15 protein-coding genes are annotated in these 23,866 nt (G+C 70.1%); 4 read left to right on the plus strand and 11 right to left on the minus strand.

Translation table 11 applies throughout. The annotated features are described in order from the left end of the window. Positions 1 to 22: 22 nt before the first annotated feature. Entirely contained in the window at positions 23 to 577 is a 555-nt protein-coding gene (gene nrdR / locus OIC96_RS12610; protein WP_330307735.1) for a transcriptional regulator NrdR, read from the minus strand. A 518-nt stretch (positions 578 to 1,095) separates the two neighbouring features. Between nrdR and lexA the strand changes: the two genes are divergently transcribed. Continuing rightward, entirely contained in the window at positions 1,096 to 1,872 is a 777-nt protein-coding gene (gene lexA, locus OIC96_RS12615) for a transcriptional repressor LexA (protein WP_189188217.1), read from the plus strand. 635 nt (positions 1,873 to 2,507) lie between these two features. Here the strand turns inward: lexA and OIC96_RS12620 are convergent. From OIC96_RS12620 to OIC96_RS12640, 5 genes are all read right to left on the minus strand, one after another. Next, complete coding sequence (locus tag OIC96_RS12620; RefSeq protein WP_330307734.1) at positions 2,508 to 4,484, minus strand: ATP-dependent DNA helicase; 1,977 nt, start codon at positions 4,482 to 4,484, stop codon at positions 2,508 to 2,510. An 88-nt stretch (positions 4,485 to 4,572) separates the two neighbouring features. After that, positions 4,573 to 6,552, minus strand: a complete 1,980-nt coding sequence (locus OIC96_RS12625; protein WP_406502131.1) for an IucA/IucC family protein — start codon at positions 6,550 to 6,552, stop codon at positions 4,573 to 4,575. A 57-nt stretch (positions 6,553 to 6,609) separates the two neighbouring features. Then, positions 6,610 to 7,527 (minus strand): GNAT family N-acetyltransferase, encoded by a 918-nt coding sequence (locus OIC96_RS12630; RefSeq protein WP_330307733.1) that lies wholly within the window; start codon positions 7,525 to 7,527, stop codon positions 6,610 to 6,612. A 39-nt stretch (positions 7,528 to 7,566) separates the two neighbouring features. After that, positions 7,567 to 9,543 carry an IucA/IucC family protein gene (locus OIC96_RS12635; RefSeq protein ID WP_406502130.1) on the minus strand — a complete coding sequence of 659 codons (1,977 nt, stop codon included), beginning with the start codon at positions 9,541 to 9,543 and terminating at the stop codon, positions 7,567 to 7,569. Positions 9,544 to 10,019: 476 nt separating this feature from the next. Next, positions 10,020 to 11,564, minus strand: a complete 1,545-nt coding sequence (locus OIC96_RS12640) for a diaminobutyrate--2-oxoglutarate transaminase family protein (RefSeq protein WP_330310312.1) — start codon at positions 11,562 to 11,564, stop codon at positions 10,020 to 10,022. 402 nt (positions 11,565 to 11,966) lie between these two features. Here OIC96_RS12640 and OIC96_RS12645 point away from each other — a divergent pair, with 402 nt between their 5' ends. The 3 genes from OIC96_RS12645 to OIC96_RS12655 all read left to right on the plus strand — a co-directional run bounded on the left by OIC96_RS12645 (position 11,967) and on the right by OIC96_RS12655 (position 16,394). Continuing rightward, a complete protein-coding gene (locus OIC96_RS12645; protein ID WP_330307732.1) occupies positions 11,967 to 13,535 on the plus strand; it encodes a carbohydrate-binding protein in 1,569 nt (522 codons plus the stop codon). 263 nt (positions 13,536 to 13,798) lie between these two features. After that, a complete protein-coding gene (locus OIC96_RS12650; RefSeq protein ID WP_330307731.1) occupies positions 13,799 to 15,028 on the plus strand; it encodes a trypsin-like serine peptidase in 1,230 nt (409 codons plus the stop codon). Positions 15,029 to 15,218: 190 nt separating this feature from the next. Next, positions 15,219 to 16,394, plus strand: coding sequence for a trypsin-like serine peptidase (locus tag OIC96_RS12655; RefSeq protein WP_330307730.1), 1,176 nt, complete (start codon positions 15,219 to 15,221; stop codon positions 16,392 to 16,394). A gap of 113 nt (positions 16,395 to 16,507) precedes the next feature. On the opposite strand, the gene hflX is transcribed toward OIC96_RS12655, so the two are convergent. From hflX to OIC96_RS12680, 5 genes are all read right to left on the minus strand, one after another. Next, a complete protein-coding gene (gene hflX / locus OIC96_RS12660) occupies positions 16,508 to 18,004 on the minus strand; it encodes a GTPase HflX (protein WP_330307729.1) in 1,497 nt (498 codons plus the stop codon). Positions 18,005 to 18,177: 173 nt separating this feature from the next. Next, positions 18,178 to 19,674 (minus strand): M1 family metallopeptidase, encoded by a 1,497-nt coding sequence (locus OIC96_RS12665; RefSeq protein ID WP_330307728.1) that lies wholly within the window; start codon positions 19,672 to 19,674, stop codon positions 18,178 to 18,180. Positions 19,675 to 19,783: 109 nt separating this feature from the next. Then, a complete protein-coding gene (locus OIC96_RS12670; protein WP_330307727.1) occupies positions 19,784 to 21,997 on the minus strand; it encodes a RelA/SpoT family protein in 2,214 nt (737 codons plus the stop codon). A gap of 302 nt (positions 21,998 to 22,299) precedes the next feature. Next, entirely contained in the window at positions 22,300 to 23,169 is an 870-nt protein-coding gene (gene dapF, locus OIC96_RS12675) for a diaminopimelate epimerase (protein ID WP_330307726.1), read from the minus strand. A gap of 100 nt (positions 23,170 to 23,269) precedes the next feature. Then, entirely contained in the window at positions 23,270 to 23,806 is a 537-nt protein-coding gene (locus tag OIC96_RS12680) for a hypothetical protein (RefSeq protein ID WP_330310311.1), read from the minus strand. Between the last annotated feature and the right edge of the window lie 60 nt (positions 23,807 to 23,866).

The following is a 23,866-nucleotide window of genomic DNA, read 5'->3' on the forward strand; positions in this document are numbered from 1 at the left end:
CCGACCCGAGTCGGCCTTCGCGTCAGTCGGCGGCGCTGGCGGGCACGGGGACCTGGACAGCCCCTCCGGACCCGCGGTCGCTTTCCGGGCGCTCCGCGTCCGCGACTTCCTCGTCCGCGGCGGGGCGCTGCCTCGTCTCTTCCCTGAGTTCCGTGATGGCGGCCTCGAAGTCCTCGAGCGAGTCGAACGCCCGGTACACGGACGCGAACCGCAGATAGGCGACGAGGTCGAGTTCCTGCAACGGGCCGAGTATGGCCAGCCCCACGTCGTGAGTGGTCAGCTCGGCGCTTCCGGTGGCCCGCACCGCCTCCTCGACCCGCTGGCCGAGCTGGGCGAGCGCGTCCTCGGTGACGGGCCGCCCCTGGCATGCCTTGCGCACACCGTTGATGACCTTGGTGCGACTGAAGGGCTCGGTCACGCCGGAGCGCTTGACCACCATCAGCGAACACGTCTCCACGGTCGTGAAACGACGGGAGCAGTCGGGGCACTGGCGGCGCCTGCGGATCGACGTGCCGTCATCGGTCGTACGACTGTCGACGACGCGGCTGTCAGGGTGCCTGCAGAAGGGGCAGTGCATGGCTCCAACCCTCCTTCACAGCACGACTCATAGACCTCGCGAGACCCCTTGGGCCCCTCGAAGCAGCCCCAAGCATAGGCGATGACCGAGGGCCCGAAGACCCGGGGGACCACAACTTCTGGGCTGCTGTTGCAATCCAACCACTAGATGTGGGGATCAGCGCGCAAATTGGCCCACGACGCGCGTGTCGCACGCGTATTGGCATGTGCCGCACGGTCATACCGATCCCGGACACGCGGAGATACCGTGATGGCCGTGCAGACAGGGGGTCGGTACCTGGTTGGCGGGGTGCCGGATGGCAGACTGGGTCGTGGCCCACATCTGCTGGCACGCTCATCGCCCCGGCGGTGAAGAGTACAGCAATGGGTCCTTTTGTCCGCCAGGTGCGTCCCGAGCCATACACCCAGACACATGATCACGTCAGGCAATCCGCGCTTTTTCACTCGAACGTGTGTTTGGCGCAACCTTTCGAAAGCAACTACCGTTGTCCAGCAGGGAGACCATCGAGAGGGGCCGACGTGACCACCACCGCAGACAGTGCCACCATCACTGCCCAGGACCGCTCCCAGGGCCGACTCGAGCCGGTGCATGCGATGAACGAAGCCGTGAATCATGAGGGACCCAAGCGCTCCCTGCCAGGCCGACCTCCAGGCATCCGCGCGGACAGCTCGGGGCTCACAGACCGGCAGCGCCGGGTGATCGAGGTCATCAGGGACTCCGTACAGCGGCGCGGCTACCCGCCGTCGATGCGGGAGATCGGGCAGGCGGTCGGCCTGTCCAGCACCTCCTCGGTCGCGCATCAGCTGATGGCATTGGAGCGCAAGGGCTTTCTGCGCCGCGACCCGCACCGCCCGCGTGCGTACGAGGTCCGGGGCTCCGACCAGTCCTCGGTCCAGCCCACCGACACGGCGGGCAAGCCGGCCGCGTCGTACGTGCCGCTCGTCGGCCGTATCGCGGCCGGTGGCCCGATCCTCGCCGAGGAGTCGGTCGAGGACGTCTTCCCCCTCCCGCGCCAGCTGGTCGGTGACGGCGAGCTGTTCGTCCTGAAGGTCGTCGGTGACTCGATGATCGAGGCCGCCATCTGCGACGGGGACTGGGTGACGGTCCGCCGCCAGCCGGTCGCGGAGAACGGCGACATCGTGGCCGCGATGCTGGACGGCGAGGCCACGGTGAAGCGCTTCAAGCGCGAGGACGGGCACGTGTGGCTGCTGCCGCACAACTCCGCGTACCAGCCGATTCCCGGCGACGAGGCGACCATCCTCGGCAAGGTCGTGGCAGTGCTGCGGCGGGTGTGACAACCCGCGGAGGACGGGACGCTCCGCCCCGCCCCTGACCGGGCCCCGGGACCAACTGCGCCGGTTCCGGGGCCCTGCCGTGTCTTCAGCGTCTTCCTGGCGGGGGACTTTCGGCATGGGGAGCGCGCCTCCCCGGCCGGGGCTTTGGGCGCTCGCGGCCTCCCTGGCCTGAGGGCTCGGCACGCGGCGCGCCGTCCGATACCCGGCGGGGTCTTGAACAGGGAGATGCGCTCTCTGACGGAGGCTCGGGACGTACAGTTCGCCGCCCTGCGCGCGGCCTGCGCGCACGGGAACTCTGAGCCAGTGTTGGCAGGGTCGCCTGGCAGACGGCGATGACTTGGCAGGGCATGCGTTGCCCACCGGGCGGGCAACGGAGCGGCCCGTCCCGTGCGAGGGGCGGTGCAGCAACACGTACGGGAACCCTTGACCGCGGTGCCCGACAGGGGCTGGTGGAGTTGGTGTGCCCAGGCGAAAGCGCCGCCGGAAGCATGACCTCGCTCCCAGCACCGGGCCCGACACCTCAGCATCGGCCCGAATACCCTCGCCGTCGGCACGGACACCGCGAGTCGCGCCGCCCGTGCGGCCCCCGTGCGGCCCCGTGACCAGCGCGCCGCCCGATCGCCCGCCGCCAGGCGCTACGCGTCCTCCGCCTTCCGCGCCGCCTCGTCGATCGCGGCGAGTGACCTACGGACCTGGTTGCGGTCCGTCGTGTACCAGAAGTCGGGCAAGGACGCCTTCAGATAGCTGCCGTAGCGGGCCGTGGCCAGGCGCTGGTCGAGTACGGCAACCACACCCCGGTCCCCCGTCGCCCGTACCAGGCGGCCGGCGCCCTGGGCCATGAGGAGCGCGGCGTGGGTGGCGGCCACCGCCATGAAGCCATTGCCACCGTTGTCCTCGACCGCCTTCTGGCGGGCGCTCATCAGTGGGTCGTCGGGGCGCGGGAAGGGGATCTTGTCCATGACGACGAGCTGACAGCTGGGGCCCGGGACATCCACGCCCTGCCAGAGCGAGAGCGTGCCGAAGAGGCAGGTCTTGGGATCGGCCGCGAAGTTCTTGATCAGCTCGCCGAGCGTCTCCTCGCCCTGCAGCAGGATCGGGTACTCGGGCATACGCGTCCGCAGCTCCTCGGCCGCGAGCTGGGCCGCCCGCATCGAGGAGAACAGGCCGAGTGTGCGGCCACCGGCGGCCTGGATCAGCTCGGTGAGCTCGTCCAGCATGTCCCCGCGATCGCCGTCCCGCGCGGGGCGCGACAGGTGCTTGGCGACATAGAGGATGCCCTGCTTGGGGTAGTCGAAGGGCGAGCCGACGTCGACGCCCTTCCACTGGGGAAGATCCTCGCCCTCCGTGCCCTCCGGGGCGAGCCCCATCGACGCCCCCACGCCGTTGAAGTCACCGCCGAGCTTCAGCGTCGCGGAGGTTAGAACGACGGACCGGTCAGCGAAAAGCTTCTCCCTGAGGAGCCCGGACACGTTCATGGGAGCCACGCGGAGCGAAGCGCCGAAGCGATCATGGCGCTCGTACCAGACGACGTCCCACTCGGAGCCGTTGGTGATGCGCTCCGCCACGTCGTGCACGGTCTCCACCGAGGCCAGGGCCTGCTTGCGTACCGCGTCCTCGTCCTGGACGGACTTGTCGCGTGTGGAACCGAGTGCCGAGATCACCGTTCGGGCGGCGTCGCGCAGCGCCATCAAGGCGTACCCGAGGTCCTCCGGGATCTCCTCCAGGCGTCCCGGCAGCGCCAGCTCCATGAGCCGCTCGAAGCCCTCGGCGGCGGTCTGGAGCTGGTCGGCGGCCTTCTCGTTCACGAGCTTCGCGGCGCGCCGGACGGCTCGGTTGACCTGGCCGGGGGTGAGCTCGCCGGTCGCTACGCCGGTGACCCGCGAGACCAGCTCATGGGCCTCGTCGACGATCAGCACCTCGTGCTGCGGGAGGACCGGCGCGCCCTCGATGGCGTCGATCGCGAGCAGCGCGTGGTTGGTGACGACGACCTCGGCGAGCTTGGCGCGCTCGCGGGCCATCTCGGCGAAGCACTCCGCTCCGTAGGCGCATTTCGTGGCGCCCAGGCACTCCCGGGATGAGACGGACACCTGGGCCCAGGCACGGTCGGAGACACCCGGCGTGAGGTCGTCGCGGTCGCCGGTCTCGGTCTCGTCCGACCACTCCCGCAGCCGCAGCAGGTCCTGGCCCAGCTTGCTGGTGGGCGCGGCCGCCTCGAACTGGTCGAAGAGGCCCTCCTCCTCTTCCTGCGGCACACCCTCGTGCAGGCGGTGCAGGCACAGATAGTTGGAGCGGCCCTTCAGCATCGCGAACTCGGGGCGGCGGCGCAGCAACGGATGCAGTGCGTCCACGGTGCGCGGCAGGTCACGCTCCACGAGCTGCCGCTGCAGCGCCAGGGTGGCGGTCGCCACGACCACGCGCTCCCCGTGCGCGAGCGCCGGCACCAGGTAGCCGAGCGACTTTCCGGTGCCGGTGCCCGCCTGGACCAGCAGGTGGGAGCTGTCGTCGATGGCGCCCGCGACGGCTTCGGCCATGGTCACCTGGCCAGGGCGCTCCGTACCGCCGACGGCAGTGACGGCAGCATGCAGGAGTTCGGGGAGTGAGGGCTTTGTCATAGCGGTGCCAGCCTACGGGGCGCCACTGACAATCGAGCGATCAAGGTGGGGCCGACGGACGTGATCAAGACGAGTACGGACCCGGTGATCAAGGCTGGTGGAGGGGGTTCGGGACAGTGCCCTGCACGGCGGCGTGCGGGCGCTCGGGGCGGTCGCGGTAGCCATCGAGGTGCAGCCGATTTCGGTTCAGACACAGGCGCTCGATCCGGGGAGTGAGCAGGTCGAACATCTCGTAACGCTCCTTGAGCTCGGGAAAGCGCGCCTGATGGCGAATGATCTCCGCTCGGACAAGGGACCAGAAAAGGTCCTCCGGAACGCCCAGTTGCTCCTCGCAGAGCGGTGCGAGATAGCGGAACACTCCGACAAAGAGCCCTGAATGGATGAACTGGGTCAGAAACGCGGGCGGCTCGGTGAGCAGCACGTTCCGTACGTCGTCCGGCATGGAGGCATGCTCGGGCAGGGGCTCCGCGCTCACATTGACGTCGTCCACGAAGTCCTTCACCGCGAGCCGGACCGGTACGTCATGGTCGTCGAAGACAACGATCGCGTTTTCTCCATGTGGGCTGAACACAGTGCCGTACCGATAGAGGCAGTGCAGCAGCGGCGGCAGGAGTGCGGCGAAGAGGCGTCGCAACCAGACCTTCGGAGCCAGTCCCGAGCGGGCGACCAGCTGCGCCGTGAAGGCATGGCCCTCCGGGTCGGTGTACAGCAGCGCTGCCAGCGTGCGGGCACGTTCACCGGGGGCCAGATGGCGGGAGACCGGCTCACGCCAGATCGCTCCGAGTAGCTCCTTGTACTGATAGGGCACTTCTGGGAGGGCGTCGTACACCGGATGTCCGACGGTCACCGAGGCGACCTCGCCGAGCAGAATCACCCCGCAGGTGTCGCGCAGGAACGGGTCGGCGTCGCGCAGGGCGTGCATCCAGGCGGTGACGGCGGGGGCCGCGAGCGTCCGTTCCGTCGGAAGGCCGCGCCACACCAGGGTGTTGAGGACGGACAGCGGGAGCTTCACGGTGTGCCGGTCCGGGCGCGACACGTTGAGGAACGTACGGACCGACTGCTGAGGCAGACGCAGATCACCGTCCGAGTGCAGCGGCACGATCGCGTCCGCTGCGACGTGGCGCGCAAAGAGGGGCAGCACGACGTCGTCCCACTGCCAGGGGTGCACGGGCAGATAGAGGTACGACTCCGGTGCGAGCCCGCGCGCGCGGAGTAATCCGTCGAACGACTCCCTGGTGGCGGGGGCGAGTTCGCGCGCGTAGAGGTGTGCGGCGGTGTCGAGGCCGGTGACACCTCGATAGGTGGCGAGCGTGGTGTGCACCGCGATCCACGGAAGGGCCGTCGCCCGGCGTGCCTCGGGTGCCCAGACGGCGGCGTCTCGCGCGGAGAAGCCGAGCCGGCCCTTGTTCAGCACGATCCAGGGATGCCCGGTCTGGTGGCCTTCCAGTTCCGCGTATCCCAGGTCGGCCAGCTCGGCCGCCGCGAGGGCGTTGTGGCCGAGGCGCGCGTCGGCGGCCAGGGTGGTGCTCAGCTCACGGATGACATGGCCGAGCGTCGCTCCGTCGAGTTCCAACGTGCCTCGGGCACGGGTGAGGAAGCCGACCGGGTCGGTGAAGGGCCGGGGCTCCGCCCCTCCCTCAGTGAGGGTGAGCGAGTGGGGGTCCACGCGCCAACCGTCGTACGCGGTACGGCGGGCGCGGAAGGACAGGATGCCACCGGCGTCCAGGCGGAGGGTGTACGGGGCGCAGCGGCTGTCGGGCGAAGTCGGTTTCCCCTCGGGGTTCGGGACCGAGGCCAGGGGCGCGGACGGGACTGAGGCAGCCGGGGACGGGAGGGGAGGAGTGGCAGGCGCGGAGGCCGGCGTGAGCGTCCCCTCCGGCTCCGCCACCCGCCGCAGGTCCGGCTCCGGCTCCGGCTCCGGCCGGATGATTCCCTCGTACGCGAACTCGCCGATCATCTTGGCGAGCAGGCGGCGTCCGGCCTGCTCCCACCCGTCTTTGCTCAGCTCAGGTGGGTCGTACAGCGTGGGCGACTCTCCGGAGGCCGGGGTGGCGGATGAATTCGGCACGGGGACTCCTCGACAGGGAACCGGATCGGGACGAGCGGTGTACTAAAAGTGACGGCGCTACAACAGATCGCGCAGGGCCCGGTCTCGGACCATGAGGGCTGCCCGCTTGTCGGGCAGATCGACCTCGGCGGAGAACCGGAAGCCGGCGCTCAGGAAAGCGGAGACGGAGGGGGTGTTGCGAAGGTCGGGTTCCGCGACGACGCGAGCGCATGAGGGGCGCTTGTCCAGTACGTGGTCTGCGACGGCTCGGAGCAGGGTGGAGCCGAGGCCTCGCCCACGATGGGCGACACCGCCGATGAGGAGGTGAATTCCGGTGTCGTGCGGTCGGGCGGGGTAGTGGCGAGCCAGGAGATCGAGATCCGCGCGGTAGATCTCCCAGTAGCTCATCGGGCTGCCATCCAGTACCCCGAGGCAGGGGACGCTGCGTCCGTCGCCGTCGAGCTGGAGACACAGATGCTCCTCGGCCACGGACTCGGGCCCCGCCAGGTCCCAGAACTCCGCGACGGCAGGGTCGTTCATCCAGCGGGTGATGAGCGGGAGATCACGCTCGACCCGCACGGGGACCAGCTGGAAGACGCCCACAGGCGTAAGGGTGGGCCCCCAGCCACCGACGCGGTCGAGCAGGTCGTCGTCGGCCGGGGCGACGGCAGAGGTCTCCGCCATGCCCCGACGGTCTCCCGAGGCTTCCCCCGTGACTTCGCGCAGGGCCCGGGCCTGTCCCGTGGTGTCGGCCATGGCCTTTCCCATGACGCCGCCTGTGGCGTCACCCGTGGGCCTGCCCTGTGCCCCGGATTCCGCGGCGAAGAGCGCGATGAGCTCGTCGGGGAGGCGCAGGTCAAGGGTGTCCTCGCTGTCCGTGCTCGCACCGGAGCCCGAACTGGGACCCGAGCAGGTCCCTGTGTCGGTGCCGAGTTCGGCGCCGAGTTCGGTGACGGGGGCGGTACCGGCGTCGGTGCTCGCATCGGTGGGAGGCACGGCGACGCTCCTCTCAGGAGACGGGGTGGGTCATGTTCCTCAGGAATGAAGGGGGTTGGAGATGGTGACGTAGACGGACTGGGTGTCGACGGGACCGACGAGTTCGTCGAGGCCGTGCAGCCGGGTCAGCAGGTTGGCCTTGCAGCGCAGGACGGGCGAGTCGAGCAGGTGGGCCGGCAGGGATGTGCGCAGCCGGGCCGGGCCGGAAGCCACGTCGCCGAGGAAGCGCCGGAAGGCCGCGAGCAACAGCTCTTCGTCGGCGAGGCGTTGGGAGCCGAACGCGCCGACGAGGCCGAGCACGTTGTTGATGGCGAGGTAGTAGGCGAAGCGCTCGTCGGTGACCTCGTCGGAGACGAACGTGTCGCTGTGTTCGCCGATGCCGGGCAGCCGGGCATCGAGTTCCGCGCGCCGTGACTCGCGGAAGTAGTAGCCCTGGTTGTCTCGGTAGCGGCCGCCCTTGGGCCAGCCTTCGGGGTCCAGCAGGAGCAGGGTGTTCTGCTGGTGTGCCTCCAGAGCGATTCCCGCCTCGCTGTCCAGCCAGAGCACGGGGCGTACGACCTGCTCCAGATAGCGCAGGAACCACTCGGTGGCCACGGCGCCACGCGGGCGGCCGGTGCGCCCGGCGAGACCGGTGACGATCTCGGTGAGCCGGGACCGCATGAGGGGCCGGCCCTGTGCCGGGCTCCCTGCGCCGGGTTGGGCGTGCGGCCGGGGCGAGACCAGTCCCGCGACGCAGCACGCGTCGTCCGTCGGGCTGAACGGGTTGTGGCGGATCATCACGTCGAGCCCGGGCAGGGGGCTGCCGTCCGGACCGTTGACGGCGAGCCAGGCCGGGTCGCGGACGATGTCGAAGCCCGGGTGGGCGGCCTGCCACTGCTTGAACAGGCCGCTGCGCAGCAGACGGTGGACCTCCACGCCACGGTGGAGTTCCTTGCGGAGGTTCTCACGACGGGAGTTGGTGATGCGCAGGCCCAGCGACAGCTTCAGCATCGCGGGGGCGCCGGCGCGGTAGACGGTGCGGACCGAGGAGGTGGGGTGCCATGGGGCGCCCTGCGGGCCGAGGTCCTGGAGCAGCCCGGCGTCCAGCAGGGCCGCGGTCTCGGTACGGTGCCGGACCTCGCGCATCTGCCAGGGGTGCAGCGGCAGGGCGGCAGTGAAACCGTCGGGCAACGACAGCCCACCGCCGGCCAGGCGTGCGGTGAGTTGCTCCGCCGAGACGGGACGACCGCGCTCCGTCCACGCTGAGTCGGCTCCGAGCACCGAGGGTGCGACCGCCATCCAGTGCAGGGGGAAAGAGCCGCGCAATTCGGGTGAGTACAGCCGGGCTTCGGCTTCGGAGAGGCCCTCTCGGCCCTTCGGTGTGGGGTGCAGCGGGTGGCCGAGCAGGAGCGCCTGCTCTGCGGCGAGGAAGAGGTCGGGCTCGTCGGCGGGGTGTTCCCTGCGGTCGCGGAGGAACACGGCGGTGCGCCGGACGGAGTCGGCGACGCGGCCGACGAGGTCGGCGCCGTCACCGGCCGGGCTGTGGAGGGCCCGAGGGTCGACGGTGGCGCCTGCCGGGTCGACGGGGGTGGCTGCCGATGCGCCGGGAGCCACTTGTCGTGCGATCAATGCCGCCACGGTGACCGCATCGGCGGGCGGCGCCTCGTCAGGGGCGTCGGCGAGGTAGGGAAGGCCGAAGCGGTGCCAGCCGGTGGCGGACCAGTAGGGGACAGGGATCAGAAGGGTCGTGCCGCTGGCGGAGAGGGGGATGCGGAGGGTGCCGTCGTCGGGGGCGGGCAGGTTGTTCTCCCGTACCCAGCACCGCAGCAGGTTCTCGACGGCCGCCGCCTGGGCCGCGGTCTGCGTGTCGGGATGCTCCAGCAGATCGGCGGTGGCGCCGCGCAGCCGCTCGGACTCCCCGGCCCCTTTCTTCTGCCGGGGGACCGATTCGGCCCCCGGCACAAGCGGGGTCTGCGTGCCACGGGCCGCTCGCTCGTGGATCTGGGGACGGCCGTCGGGTACGGGGGTGGCGTTCACGAGAGTTCCTTGGGGGCGTTCGGGCTCGTGCGGCGACGAACCGGGACGGTACTGGCGTGCGCTGGGCCTTTGGCGTTCTTGGTTGATTTCGGGTGGGGGTGGGGGTTCGGGTCGAGATGGCGGGGGTCTGCGCGAGGCGTCTGGACTTCAAGGCTGGACTTCAAGGAGTGAGGGGCACAGGTCCTGGCGGGGTGGTTCGGGTGGAGCTGGCCTGATCAGGGTGGAGGGGAACAAATAGGCTGAGGCGGTTCGACGCTGCTCGGGCTGGGCCTGGCCGGTCTGCCTCACCGGTCTGGCTCGTCGGCCTGCCTGGCCGGTCAGGCTCGTCGGTCAGGCTCGTCGGCCTGGCTGGCGGGCTGAGCGATAGTGCGATCCCGCGGCCCCAGCGTCGTACGACGGACGTCGAACCCGTCACGGCGGCCAACACATCGAGACACGACAGCGCCCCCTCAGCGTTCCCAGGACTACGGCGTCCGTCAGCGCCCCAGTCCCGGTCCGTCACCGCGAAGTCCGCCCTCGCCACGGGGCTCGTCAGCGCGGCGAGCCTCGTCGGCACCGCGAGGTCTTTCAACACCGCGAGGGGAATCGACACCGCGAGGTCCCTCGCCTCCGCGTGTTCCCTCCCCGCCACGCCCCGAGTCCCCACGCGCCACCGCCGCCACCGCGTCCGCGAGTCGGTCGAGCACCGCGGTCGCCTGTTCGTCGCTGATGGTCAGCGGGGGCAGGAGGCGCACCACGCTTGAATGGCGGCCGCCCAGTTCCACGATCAGGCCGCGGCGGAGGCACTCTCTCTGGACGGCGGCGGCGAGTTCGGGGGCGGCGGGGCGAGGGCCGTCGGCAGCGGGATGCGGGGCAGCCGCCTCGGGGTCGACGAGTTCGACGCCGATCATCAGTCCGCGACCGCGTACGTCGCCGATGCAGGGGAGCTCGTCGGCGAGTTTCCGGAGTTGGGCCAGAATGTGGGCACCCAGAGTCCCGGCGCGCTCGGCGAGACCGTTTTCGCGGACGTACGCGAGGGTCGCCGTGCCCGCCGCCATCGCGAGCTGGTTGCCGCGGAACGTGCCCGCGTGGGCGCCGGGTTGCCAGACGTCGAGCTCGTCGCGGTAGACGACGACGGCGAGCGGCAGGCTGCCGCCGATGGCCTTGGACAGGACCATCACGTCCGGTGTGATCCCGCTGTGCTCCACCGCCCAGAAGGCGCCGGTGCGGCCCACTCCGGTCTGGACCTCGTCCGCGATCAGGGGGATGGAGCGCGACGCGGTGATCTCGCGCATCCGGCGCATCCACTCGTCGGGGGCGGGAATCACCCCGCCCTCGCCCTGGACGGGTTCGAGGATCATCCCGGCGGGGCGCGGTACGCCCGACTTGCTGTCGTCGAGCACCGACTCGGTCCAGCGCGCGGCGAGTTCGGCGCCGCGGTCGCCGCCGACGCCGAATGGGCAGCGGTAGTCCTGCGGATAGGGCAGGCGCGCGACACGTACCTCGGTCGCGCCGCCGGATGCTTCGAGCGCCCCCGCGGTCATCCCGTGGTAGGCACCGGTGAACGCGAGCATCCCCGTGCGCCCGGTCGCCGCGCGCACCAGTTTGAACGCGGCCTCGACCGCGTCCGTCCCGGCCGGTCCGCAGAACTGGACCCGCGCGCGGGCGGCGAACTCGGGCGGCAGCGTGCGGAACAACTCGGTGGTGAAGGCGTCCTTCACGGGCGTGGCGAGGTCGAGGACGTGCAGCGGCGCCCCCGAATCGAGGACCTTTCTGATCGCTTCCAGGACCACTGGATGGTTGTGTCCGAGGGCCAAAGTCCCGGCGCCCGACAGGCAGTCGAGATAGCGGCGCCCGTCGGCTCCCTCGATCGTCAGCCCGCGCGCCCGCACGGGAACGATCGGCAGGGCGCGCGCATAGGTGCGCGCCGCCGACTCGCGCGCCGATTGGCGCCGCAGAATCCCCTCGTGCGCCGCGCGCGCCCCCTCGGACGCTCCCGGACCCCCCTCGCGCGCCCCCTCAGAAACTCCGGGCGCCCCCATCGGCACCACCGCAGACTCGGTCACGGCCACGACTACAGGTCCTCCCGCTGTCCAGAGGCGAGTTGGCAGGGGGCTCTGAGCGCAGGCGGCAGGTCCCCCGTACGTACCAACGACGCGGCCCGCGCGGGGAAGCGGGTGAGTCGAAGATCCTTGCCGAGACGGAACCGTGAGCGATCTCGGCGGGGTCCACAGCCCTCGCCCCACCCTCGACAGCAGCTCACATTCAGGTTCATGTTCGTGAACAAAAATCACGTACACGTCTATTGACGCGCTCACGTCACACGCATTTAACTTTCGATGAAAGCGCTTTCCCCACCTGTCACGTTGCCACACCCACAACCGCGGCAGAAAGGGGTCGGCCCCACCCCTGTTCAGACGAAACAACCAACCTGGAGGCGAACGATGCAACTGAGACCAGTCATCGCGTCCGTCGGCCTGTTAGCCGGCGCGCTCATCGCACTGTCCGGCAACACGGCGCAGGCCGCGTCCACCCGTTACGAGGCCGAGAGCTCCCCGGCGGTCTGTACCGGCACCCTCGACTCCGACTGGGCCGGCTACTCCGGCAGCGGGTTCTGCAACGGCACCAACGCGGTCGGCGCGTACGCGCAGTTCACCGTGAACGCCGCCAGCGCGGGCACGGCGACACTGAACGTCGGCTTCGCCAACGGAACCACCAGTGCACGGCCCGCGGACATCATCGTGAACGGCTCGACGGCCACGTCGGCGTCGTTCGAGGGCACTGGCGCCTGGTCTACGTGGACGACCAAAACGCTCACGGTCCCGGTGGCCGCGGGCAGCAACACCATCCGGCTCAACCCGACCGGCTCAGCCGGACTGCCGAACGTCGACTACCTCGACGCCGAGGTGTCCGGGACGGCGGCGGGCACCGTGCTGTACGTGTCCCCGAGCGGCACCGACAGCGCGGCCGGAACGGAGTCGGCCCCGACGACGCTCACCTCGGCGATCAGCCGCATCACTTCCGGCGGCACGATCTACCTGCGGGGCGGGACGTACGGCTACTCGTCCACGGTCACCGTCCCGGCCGGCACCGACGGCACCTCCAGCGCCCGCACCACCCTGTCCGCCTACCCGGGCGAGACCCCGGTGCTGAACTTCTCGGCGCAGAGCGAGAGTTCGTCGAACCGCGGGCTCCAGCTGAACGCCTCGTACTGGCACGTCTACGGCATCGTCGTCGAGCACGCCGGTGACAACGGGATCTACGTCGGCGGCAGCAACAACGTCATCGAGCGCACGGTGACCCGCTACAACCGCGACACGGGGCTGCAGCTCGGCCGGATCTCCTCCAGCACCCCCAGCTCCCAGTGGCCGTCCAACAACCTGATCGTGAGCGCCGAGTCGCACGACAACGCCGACTCCGACGGCGAGGACGCCGACGGCTTCGCCGCGAAGCTCACCACCGGCACCGGGAACGTCTTCCGGTACGACGTCTCCCACAACAACATCGACGACGGCTGGGACCTCTACACCAAGACCGACACGGGTGCCATCGGCCCGGTGACCATCGAGTACTCCCTGTCCTACAACAACGGCACGCTCTCCGACGGCACCGTGAACTCCAACGGCGACCGCAACGGCTACAAGCTCGGCGGCGACGACATCGCGGTCAACCACGTCGTCCAGCACAGCATCGCCTACGGCAACGGCCATCACGGGTTCACCTACAACAGCAACCCCGGCACGATGACCATCTCGAACAACGCCAGCATCGACAACGCGGAGCGCAACTTCTCGTTCGACGCCGGCACTTCGGTGTTCCGGACCAACACCTCGTGCCGGTTCAGCGTCAGCGGCTCGAACGACAAGACCATCGGTGACGCCGACAGCTCGAACCAGTTCTGGACCGGCTCGAACGGGTCCCGCTGCTCCTCGTACTCCGGCGCCCTGGGCTGGTCCTACGCCTCGGACGGCCACCTCGCCGTCACATTCGGCGGCACCGTGGTGACGCCGTAACCGGCTCGGCCCCGTCGAGCGTGCCGGGGCCGGTGATGCCCCTGACCGGCCCGTCCGCCTCACCCGGACGGGCCGGTCCGCTGTTCCCGCCCTACGCGTCCGCAACTGGACGCAGGTGGTGAGACAGCCCGTAGCGAAACCGTTGCCGTTCCGGCAGATGTCCCCCACAGCGACCGCATAGTCTTTGGTGCCGTTCAGCCGTGCCGAACGAACCGTTCAGCCGTGCAGCGCTCAGTTCCCATACGCTCAGGGGGAGTTACACCATGCGATCGATACGCCCGCCCTTCGCCGCTCGTCGAGGGAGGAGCGCGCGCCGCAGAACCTCCCCCGTGCTGGCCGCCGTCGGCCTCACCGCGGCGCTGGCGCTGACGGCCACCGCCTGCAACTCGGGCGACGACAAGGCGAGCGGCGGTTCCACCGCGTCCGCCACCCAGAGCGGCGACGACAAGATCAAGATCCCGGACGACATCAAGAACAAGCTCAAGCAGCACGGGATCGACATCGACAAGTGGAAGAAAGGCGCCTGGAAGAACTGGAACAAGGACGACTGGCTGCGCGAGGCCGACGACTACATCAACCCGATCATCAAGGGGCTGTGGGACCCGGACCGGATGCGCGGCGCCGACGACCCGGACAAGAACAACGGGGTCGACGACAGCGACCTCTCCGGTGACCAGGGCGTCACGGACCCGACTCCGGCCGCCGTGACCGCGCAGGCCGTGAAGACCGCGTACCACGCCAACGCGCCCGAGGCGGGCAAGGTGTTCTTCGACTCCCCCGAGGGCACGATGGTCTGCTCGGCGACGGTGGTCGAGGACCCGGCGCATCCGGGCAAGTCCAACCTCGTGTGGACCGCGGGCCACTGTGTCCACGCCGGCAAGAAGGGCGGCTGGTACCGCAACATCGCCTTCGTGCCGTCGTACAACGATTCCGGCGAGACGGCTGCCCAGCTGGAGAAGGCCGCCCGGACGGAGGTCGCTCCGTACGGTGTCTGGTGGAGCGACTGGGCGCAGACCTCGGACCAGTGGATCGAGCAGGGCGGTTCCACGGGCGGCCAGGGAGCCTCGTACGACTTCGCCGTACTGCATGTGACTCCGGAGAAGGGCAGTGGCGGCAAGTCCCTTGAGGAGACGGTCGGTTCGGCGCTTCCGGTGAACTTCTCGGCTCCGGCCGTGCCGAAGGTGTCGAGCATCACGGCGACGGGTTACCCGGCGGCGGCACCGTTCGACGGCCAGAAGCTGTACCAGTGCACGGACAAGCCGGGACGGTTGTCCGTCGCGCAGTCCGACCCGACGATGTACCGGATCGGGTGCACGATGACCGGTGGTTCGTCCGGCGGCGGCTGGGTGGCCACGGGTTCGGACGGCAAGCCCGCGCTGGTGTCCAACACCTCGATCGGACCGGTCAAGTCCGGTTGGCTGGCGGGTCCGCGGCTGGGCGATGTGGCCAAGGGTGTGTACGACTCGGTGAGCGGGAAGTTCGCCGGGCAGTGACGCGCAGGACGTAACAGGGATCGGACAGACGGCGGTGGGCCCGCTCACGGGCACCTTCGACGGCCCACCGCCGTTCGTCCCCAACTGCACGGACATGGTGGGGGTGTCGCGTTCGAGCGGGGTTCCGCGGCGGGCCCGCCTTCGCCCGACGAGCACATGACACAACGGCACCATCGGGGGTTTCAACACCATGCGTTCCTCAAGAAGGCGGCGCACCTTCCTCGCCGCCACCGGTCTGGTCGCGGTCCTGACACTGACCGCCACCGCCTGCGACTCGGGTGACGACAAGGCGAGCGGTGATTCCCCCGCCTCCTCGTCGCAGAGCGGCGACGACAAGATCAAGATCCCGGACGACATCAAGGACAAGCTCAAAGAGCACGGCATCGACGTCGACCAGTGGGCGAAGGGCGGCTGGAAGAACTGGGACAAGGACAAGTGGCTCAGTGAGGCCAAGGACTTCGTCAACCCGGTGATCGAGGGGCTGTGGAAGCCCGAGCGGATGACGTCGGCCAAGGACCCGGACAAGACGATCTCGGCGAAGGACGCGGCGGCCGACCAGGGCATCAGCGACCCGGATCCGGCGCCGGTCGACGCCAAGGCCGAGAAGACTCCGTACCACGACTACGCCGCTCCGGTCGGGAAGGTCTTCTTCGACTCCCCCGAGGGCTCGATGGTCTGCTCGGGCACGGTCATCAAGGACGTGAACCACCCCGGCAAGTCGAACCTCGTGTGGACGGCCGGCCACTGCGTGCACGCCGGCGGCAGCGGCGGCTGGTACCGCAACATCGCCTTCGTGCCCTCCTACAACGACCAGGGCAAGTCCGAGTCCGAGCTGGGCAGCGCCACGGCGTCGGAGATCGCCCCGTACGGCCAGTGGTGGGCGGACTGGGCCTCCACCTCGAACGAGTGGATCTCGGGCGGCGACGAGACGGGCGGCGCGGGCGCTCCGTACGACTACGCCGTGCTGCACGTGAAGCCGGAGCAGGGCACCAAGTCCCTTGAGGAGACCGTCGGCAACGCGCTGGACGTGGACTTCTCCGCACCGTCCGCCCAGGACGTCAGCGCGATGGGCGCCTGGGGCTACCCGGCCGCACCGCCGTACAACGGTCTGAACATGTTCAAGTGCGTCGACAAGCCGGGCCGGCTCTCGCTGGACCCGACCCTGCCGACGATGTACCGCATCGGATGCACCATGACCGACGGTTCGTCCGGCGGCGGCTGGTTCCGCGTCGTCGACGGCGAGACGAAGCTCGTCTCGAACACGTCGATCGGCCCGTCCGACAACACCTGGCTGGCGGGACCGCAGCTGGGCAAGGGCGCCGAGCAGCTCTACGAGACCATGAGCAAGGAGTACGGCGGCCAGTAGGCGCCCCGCGCGTACACACGACGAAGGTCCTGTGCGCGTACGCACCATGAAGGCCCGCCCCCTGGGAAAGGGGGCGGGCCTTCATACGGTCTTACGACGGTGTGCGTCCGTCGCTACGGGAGCGCCGGTGCCGGAACGTACGGCGTCAGATCCGCCGCCAGCTCCTCGTGCACCCGCACCTTGAGCAGCGTGCCCTCCGGGGTGTGCTCCTCGGAGATGACCTCGCCCTCGTTGTGCGCGCGGGCCACCAGCTTGCCGTGGGTGTACGGCACGAGCGCCTCGATCTCGACCGAGGGGCGCGGCAGCTCGTTGTCGATGAGCGCGATCAGTTCCGCCATGCCCCGGCCGGTACGGGCCGAGACGGCGATGGAGCGCTTCTCGATCCGCAGCAGCCGCTGGAGCACCAGAGGATCGGCCGCGTCCGCCTTGTTGATCACGACGATCTCGGGCACCTTGGTCGCGCCGACGTCCCTGATCACCTCGCGCACGGCGGCCAGCTGCTCCTCCGGCGCCGGGTGCGAGCCGTCCACCACGTGCAGGATCAGGTCGGAGTCGCCGACCTCCTCCATGGTGGAGCGGAACGCCTCGACCAGGTGGTGCGGCAGGTGGCGTACAAACCCGACCGTGTCGGCCAGCGTGTACAGCCGCCCGCTCGGGGTCTCGGCCCGGCGCACGGTCGGGTCGAGGGTCGCGAACAGCGCGTTCTCGACGAGCACGCCCGCGCCCGTGAGGCGGTTGAGCAGGGAAGACTTGCCCGCGTTGGTGTATCCGGCGATGGCGACCGAGGGCACCTTGTTGCGACGGCGCTCCTGGCGCTTGATCTCGCGGCCGGTCTTCATGTCCGCGATCTCCCGGCGCATCTTCGCCATCTTCTCGCGGATACGGCGCCGGTCCGTCTCGATCTTCGTCTCACCGGGACCACGGGTGGCGAGGCCGCCGCCCTTGCCGCCGCCCATCTGACGGGACAGCGACTGACCCCAGCCTCGCAGCCTCGGCAGCATGTACTGCATCTGCGCGAGCGCGACCTGTGCCTTGCCCTCTCGGGACTTGGCGTGCTGAGCGAAGATGTCGAGGATCAGGGCCGTACGGTCGATGACCTTGACCTTGACGACGTCTTCGAGGTGGATCAGCTGGCCGGGGCTCAGCTCACCGTCGCAGATCACGGTGTCGGCGCCGGTCTCCAGGACGATGTCCCGCAGCTCATTGGCCTTGCCGGAACCGATGTAGGTGGCCGCGTCGGGCTTGTCACGGCGCTGGACGACGCCGTCGAGCACGAGCGCGCCCGCGGTCTCCGCGAGTGCTGCCAGCTCGGCGAGCGAGTTGTCCGCGTCCTGAATGGTCCCCGTGGTCCAGACGCCGACGAGTACGACGCGCTCCAGGCGGAGCTGTCGGTACTCGACCTCGGTGACGTCCTCGAGCTCGGTGGAAAGGCCCGCCACGCGACGCAGGGCCGCGCGCTCGGAGCGGTCGAACTGCTCGCCGTCCCGCTCTCCGTCGATCTCGTGGCTCCAGGCGACGTCCTCTTCCATCAGGGCATCGGCCCGAAGACCTTCGGGGTAGTTCTGCGCGAAGCTCTGCGCGTCCTGGGAAGGGGAAGAAGAGGAGGTCATTGGATCCTTACGTCGATGGGGTCAGCGATGCGGCGACGGACGCCGCCCGTCACAGAGAACAACGTCCGAGGCCACCGGGAGATTCCCGGTTTCCGCCGGGCCAACCCCCCGAGGGGCCGCGCCGCCGGCTCGAAGATGGTCGCACGGCACGGCCCGTCTCGTCACGCGACTTATCAGGCGCCCTTACGGGCCTGCGGGGCGTCGCTCTTCCAGTCCGGGTGGCCGGGCATCGGCGGTGTCGTCTTCCCGTACAGCCACCCCTGGAAGAATCCGCTCAGATCGCGGCCCGCGATACCGGACGCGAGATCCACGAAGTCGGCCGTCGAGGCGACCCCGTCGCGGTGCACGCCCACCCAGGCCCGCTCCAGACGCTCGAACGCGGGGCGCCCGATCTCCTGGCGCAGCGCGTACAGGGCCAGCGCCGCGCCGTCGTAGACGTTCGGCCGGAAGATGCTGATCTTCTGGCCGGGCTTGGGTCCCTTCGGCGCGGCGGGCGGCCCTCCGGCGGCCCGCCAGGAGTCGGACGCGCGGTAGGCCGCCTTCATCCGTGCCTCCATGGGCTTGTGCGCCTTCTCCTCGGCGTACAGGGCCTCGTACCAGGTGGCGTGCCCTTCGTTGAGCCACAGGTCGGACCAGGCGCGGGGACTGACGCTGTCGCCGAACCACTGGTGCGACAGCTCATGCACCATGATCGACTCGACGTACCACTTCGGGTAGGCCGGCTCGGTGAAGAGGTCTCTCTCGAAGAGAGAGAGTGTTTGTGTCTCCAGTTCGAAGCCCGTCCGCGCCTGGGCCATGAGCAGCCCGTACGTCTCGAACGGATAGCGGCCGACCTTCCCCTCCAGCCAGGCGATCTGGTCGGGGGTCTTCTTGAGCCACGGTTCGAGCGTCTTGAGGTCCTTGGTGGGCACGACATCGCGTACGGGCAGGCCGTGCGGCCCGCTCCGGTGCAGCACGGTGGAGCGTCCGATGGACACCTGGGCCAGCTCGGTGGCCATGGGGTGCTCGGTGCGGTACGTCCAGGTGGTGGACCGGCGGGTACGGTCCGCTCCGACCGGCAGACCGTTGGCGACGGCCGTGTACCCGTTGGGCGCGGTCACGTGGATGGTGAACATCGCCTTGTCGGAGGGGTGGTCGTTGCACGGGAAGACCAGGTGTCCGGCGTCGGCCTGGTTGGCCATCGCGAGCCCGTCCTTGGTCTGCACCCAGCCGCCGTCCTGGTCCTTGGCGGCGACCGGGTCACTGGTGTGGTGCACGGTGACGCGCATCCAGCTGCCCGCCGGCAGCGGCTCCGCGGGCGTCACGACCAGGTCCTCCCCGGCGCTCGTGAACGCCGCGGGCACCCCGTTGACCTCGACCGATCCCACTTTTCCGTGCGCGTAGTCGAGATTGATCCGGTCGAGCCGGGCGGACGTCACGGCGTCGATCGTGGTGACGGCCGCGAGCGGTTGGGTGTTGGTGCCGGGGTAGGTGAAGGCGAGGTCGTACGACTCGACGTCGTATCCGGGGTTGCCCAGGTGCGGGAAGAGGCGGTCGCCGACACCCAGGGGCGTGGCCGGTGAGGGGGCGCTCGCGGCGATCAGACAGACGGAGACCGCCGAGGCGAGCAGCGCCGCCTTGATGCGGCGGGTTCGGGGACGAGGAATCCTTGGGCGGGGGGTGAGCAGCATGCACCACGGCTACCAGCGCTCACCCGTCCCGCGGTGACGACTCGCGCCCGGCCCACCCGAACGGGTCGGTACGGAGGCTTTTTGCGCGGCCGCCGGCTGATACCGGGGCTCATGGGGCGGCCGCCGCCTGATGCTGCGCCCGGTTCACGTCGTACACCCCCGGCACGTTGCGCATCGCCCGCATCAGCCCGGGGAGGTGCGCCGCGTCCGGGAGTTGGAGCGTGTACGTGTGGCGCACGCGCTGCTGGCTGGGGGGCTCGACGGTCGCCGAGACGATGGCGACGCCCTCCAGGGCGATGGCTTCGGTGAGGTCGGCGAGCAGATGGGGGCGCCCGAAGGACTCGGCGACCAGAGTGACCCGGCACTCGGTGGTGTCACCCCAGCGCACGCCGACCTCCGCGCGCCCCCCGCTCTTCATGCGGTCCACTCCGGCGCACTGCACGCGGTGCACGGTCACCACACCCCCGCGTACGGCGAAGCCGGTCACCTCGTCGGGCGGTACGGGCGTACAGCAGCCCGCGAGTCGTACGGACGCGCCGGGCTGGTCGACGACGGCGTTCGCGGAGGGCCGTGCGGCGCGCGCGTCGGCGGCCGGCCGGGGGGTCGCGGGGGGCGCCTCCGGGGTCTCCGTGCCGCTGGGTGAGGGGTGGGCGGCCATCCAGCGCTGGATGGCGATCCGCGCGGCAGCCGTGTGCGCGTGCTCCAGCCACTCTCTGGAGGGCTCGGAGGCGGGGTCCTGCCCCATGAGGAGCTGGACGGTGTCGCCGTCCCTCAGGACGGTACTCAGCGTCGCCAGGCGGCCGTTGACGCGGGCACCGATGCAGGCGTGCGCGTCCTCGCCGTACTGCGCGTACGCCGCGTCCACACAACTGGCGCCCTCGGGAAGGCCCAACGAGCCGCCGTCGGCGCGGAAGACAGTGATCTCGCGGTCCTGCGCCAGGTCTTCGCGCAGCGTGGACCAGAACGTGTCCGGGTCCGGGGCGCCTTCCTGCCAGTCAAGGAGGCGGGAGAGCCAGCCGGGGCGGGTGGGGTCGGCGCGCTCGCCGTCGAAGGGGCGCTCCGCGTCGCCGTCCGCTTGCTCCTCCGAAGGAGGAGCGTAGGGATTGCCGAGCGCGATGACCCCGGCCTCGGCGACCTTGTGCATCTGGTGGGTGCGGATGAGGACTTCGGCGACCTCGCCGTCCCCGCGCGCGACGGCCGTGTGCAGCGACTGATACAGGTTGAACTTGGGGACGGCGATGAAGTCCTTGAACTCCGAGACCACCGGGGTGAGGCAGGTGTGCAGTTCGCCGAGCACTCCGTAGCAGTCGGCGTCCTCGTTCACGAGCACCAGGAGCCGTCCGAAATCGGCGCCGCGCATCGGACCGCGCTTGCGCGACACGCGGTGCACGGAGACGAAGTGCCGTGGCCTTATGAGGACTTCGGCCTGGATCCCGGCGTCACGCAGAACCGTGCGCACCTCATCGGCGATCTCCGCGAGCGGGTCGCCGTCGCGCGCCGCGTTGTCGGCGATCAGCTCCCTGGTGTGCTCGTACTCCTCGGGGTGCAGGATCGCGAAGACGAGGTCTTCCAGCTCGGTCTTGAGCGCCTGGACACCGAGGCGTTCGGCGAGCGGGATCAGAACGTCCCGGGTCACTTTGGCGATGCGCGCCTGTTTCTCGGGGCGCATGACGCCCAGGGTCCGCATATTGTGCAGCCGGTCCGCGAGTTTGATCGACATCACGCGGACGTCGTTGCCGGTCGCGACCAGCATCTTGCGGAACGTCTCGGGCTCGGCGGCAGCCCCGTAGTCGACCTTCTCCAGCTTGGTGACGCCGTCGACCAGGTAGCAGACTTCGTCGCCGAACTCCTTCCGCACCTGATCGAGCGTCACTTCCGTGTCCTCGACGGTGTCGTGGAGCAGGGAGGCGGTCAACGTCGTGTTCTCCGCGCCGAGTTCGGCGAGGATCAGGGTCACGGCGAGCGGGTGCGTGATGTACGGCTCGCCGCTCTTGCGCATCTGGCCGCGGTGCGAGGACTCGGCCAGGACGTACGCCCGGCGCAGCGGCTCCAGGTCGGCGTCGGGGTGGTGGGCGCGGTGGGCCTCGGCCACGTGGCCGATGGCGTCGGGCAGCCGGTCGCGGGCCGCGGGGCCGAGCAGCGCGGCCCGGCCCAGGCGGCGCAGGTCGATCCGGGGACGGCCCTTCCTGCGGTGCGTTGGGGGCACCCCCTGCTCATGGGGGTCCCCCCGCTCGAGCGAAGTCGGGAGCGGGGGAGAGGCCGAGAGCTTGGGGGAGGGCGTTACAGGGCCTGGCGTCGCGGGATTCGTCGCCTCCGCACTCATGGGCACCTCCGGCTGCGTAGACCGGCGGACGGGTGCCCCATGGCGAACACGGCTCAGGGGATGGCATCGATCCCCCGTCCGGGCCGGTGCTTGATGCTACCGAGCCCACCACGCCCGGTTGACCGCCTCTCGCCGAGCGTGAAACGGATCACCCATTCGAGCGAAGGTTCAGGGGTTTACGGTTTCGAACTTTTGGAACAGCCGTGGCGTACGGTGCGAGCGTCAGGGTGCTCGGCCGGTGCCCGGCGCAGAAGAGCCGAAAGGTACGGCGCCGGGTCCCACAGAGGTGCGGCGGCGCAAGCTCAGCGCTGCGCGGCGTCGAGCCACTCCGCGTCGATCTCGCCCTCGGCGACGATCACCGCGGGGCCCGTCATCTCGATCTCGCCGTCCGGGCGCTCGGTGATCACCAGGCGTCCGCCGGGCACATCGACGGTGTACGTCGCCGGGGTGCCGGTCACGGCCGGGTCGGCGTCGTCACGGCGGGCCGCGGCGACGGCCACGGCGCACGCGCCCGTGCCGCATGAGCGGGTCTCTCCGGCACCGCGTTCATGGACGCGCAGGGCGACGTGGCGCGGGCCCCGGTCGACCACGAACTCGACGTTGACCCCGTCCGGGTACACCGACGCCGGGCTGAACGGCGGCGGCGTGAACAGGTCGCCCGCCTGCGCGAGGTCTTCCACGAAGGCGACGGCGTGCGGGTTGCCCATGTTGACGTTGCGCGCGGGCCAGCTGTGCTCGCCGACGCTCACGGTGACGTCCCCTTCGGGGAAGAGCGCCTTGCCCATGCCGACGGTGACATCTCCGTCCTTGGAGAGGTGCACGGACTTCACTCCCCCGCGCGTGGCGACGGCGATGTCTCCTTCGGCCACATACCCGGCACGCTGCAGGTAGTGCGCGAACACACGCACTCCATTGCCGCACATCTCCGCGATCGAGCCGTCGCCGTTGCGGTAGTCCATGAACCACTCCGCCTCGGCTGCCATCGCCTTGGCCTCGGGGTGCGCGGCGGACCGTACGACATGCAGCAGACCGTCGCCGCCGATGCCCGCGCGGCGGTCGCACAGGGCGGCGACGGCGGTCGGGGGCAGGTCGATGGCGTTCTCCGGGTCCGGGATGATCACGAAGTCGTTCTCGGTCCCGTGGCCCTTGAGGAAGGCGATCCGCGTGCTCATTCCTCGATCGTAAGGGGTCGGTACGACACTCCGGCCCGCGCGGGGTGATCAGAGCAGACCGGTCACGTGGTGGGGCCTGAGCAGCTGGGCCGCGGTGGGCTCAGCGCAGCCGGGCCACGCGCCCCACGGCGAGCACCGCCACCATCGCGACCACCACGACGTACGCGATCACGATCCGCCAGTCCGGGCGGCGCCCGGAGCCGCGCTGCGGGAAGCCCGGCCAGGTGTAGCCGACCCGGCGGGCGGCCATCATTCCCCAGCCCGCGGCGCACGAGCAGATCAGCAGACCGAGCATGGCGACCACGGCACCGCCGTCACCGAACTCGAAGGCCAGCGGGAAGGCGAACATCAGCGAACCGATCGCGGCCAGCGTCACGATGGGCGCGAGCTGCCAGATGCGCAGCCTGCGCTGCGGGCGCAGCTCGACCTCCACCTCGGGTCCCGCGGACATCTCGTCGGGCCCGGGCCCGTCGGCGGTCACCCCGCCCGGGGTGTCCTCGGGCCCGTCGGAGCTCAGACGCTCTCCGTCCGGGTCGATGTCGAGGCGCTCCACATCAGGATCGATGCCCGGACGATCTCCGTCCGGATCGGTCCCGTGCTCAGTGTCTCGTGCAGTGTCGCGAGGGCCGGCCTCCATCGCCACGCGCCCTCCCAACTCGGACTTCACTGGTCGATCGAAGCTCGATGATGGCACGGC

The sequence above is a fragment of the Streptomyces sp. NBC_00775 genome, from assembly GCF_036347135.1.
Taxonomy (GTDB): domain Bacteria; phylum Actinomycetota; class Actinomycetes; order Streptomycetales; family Streptomycetaceae; genus Streptomyces; species Streptomyces lutosisoli.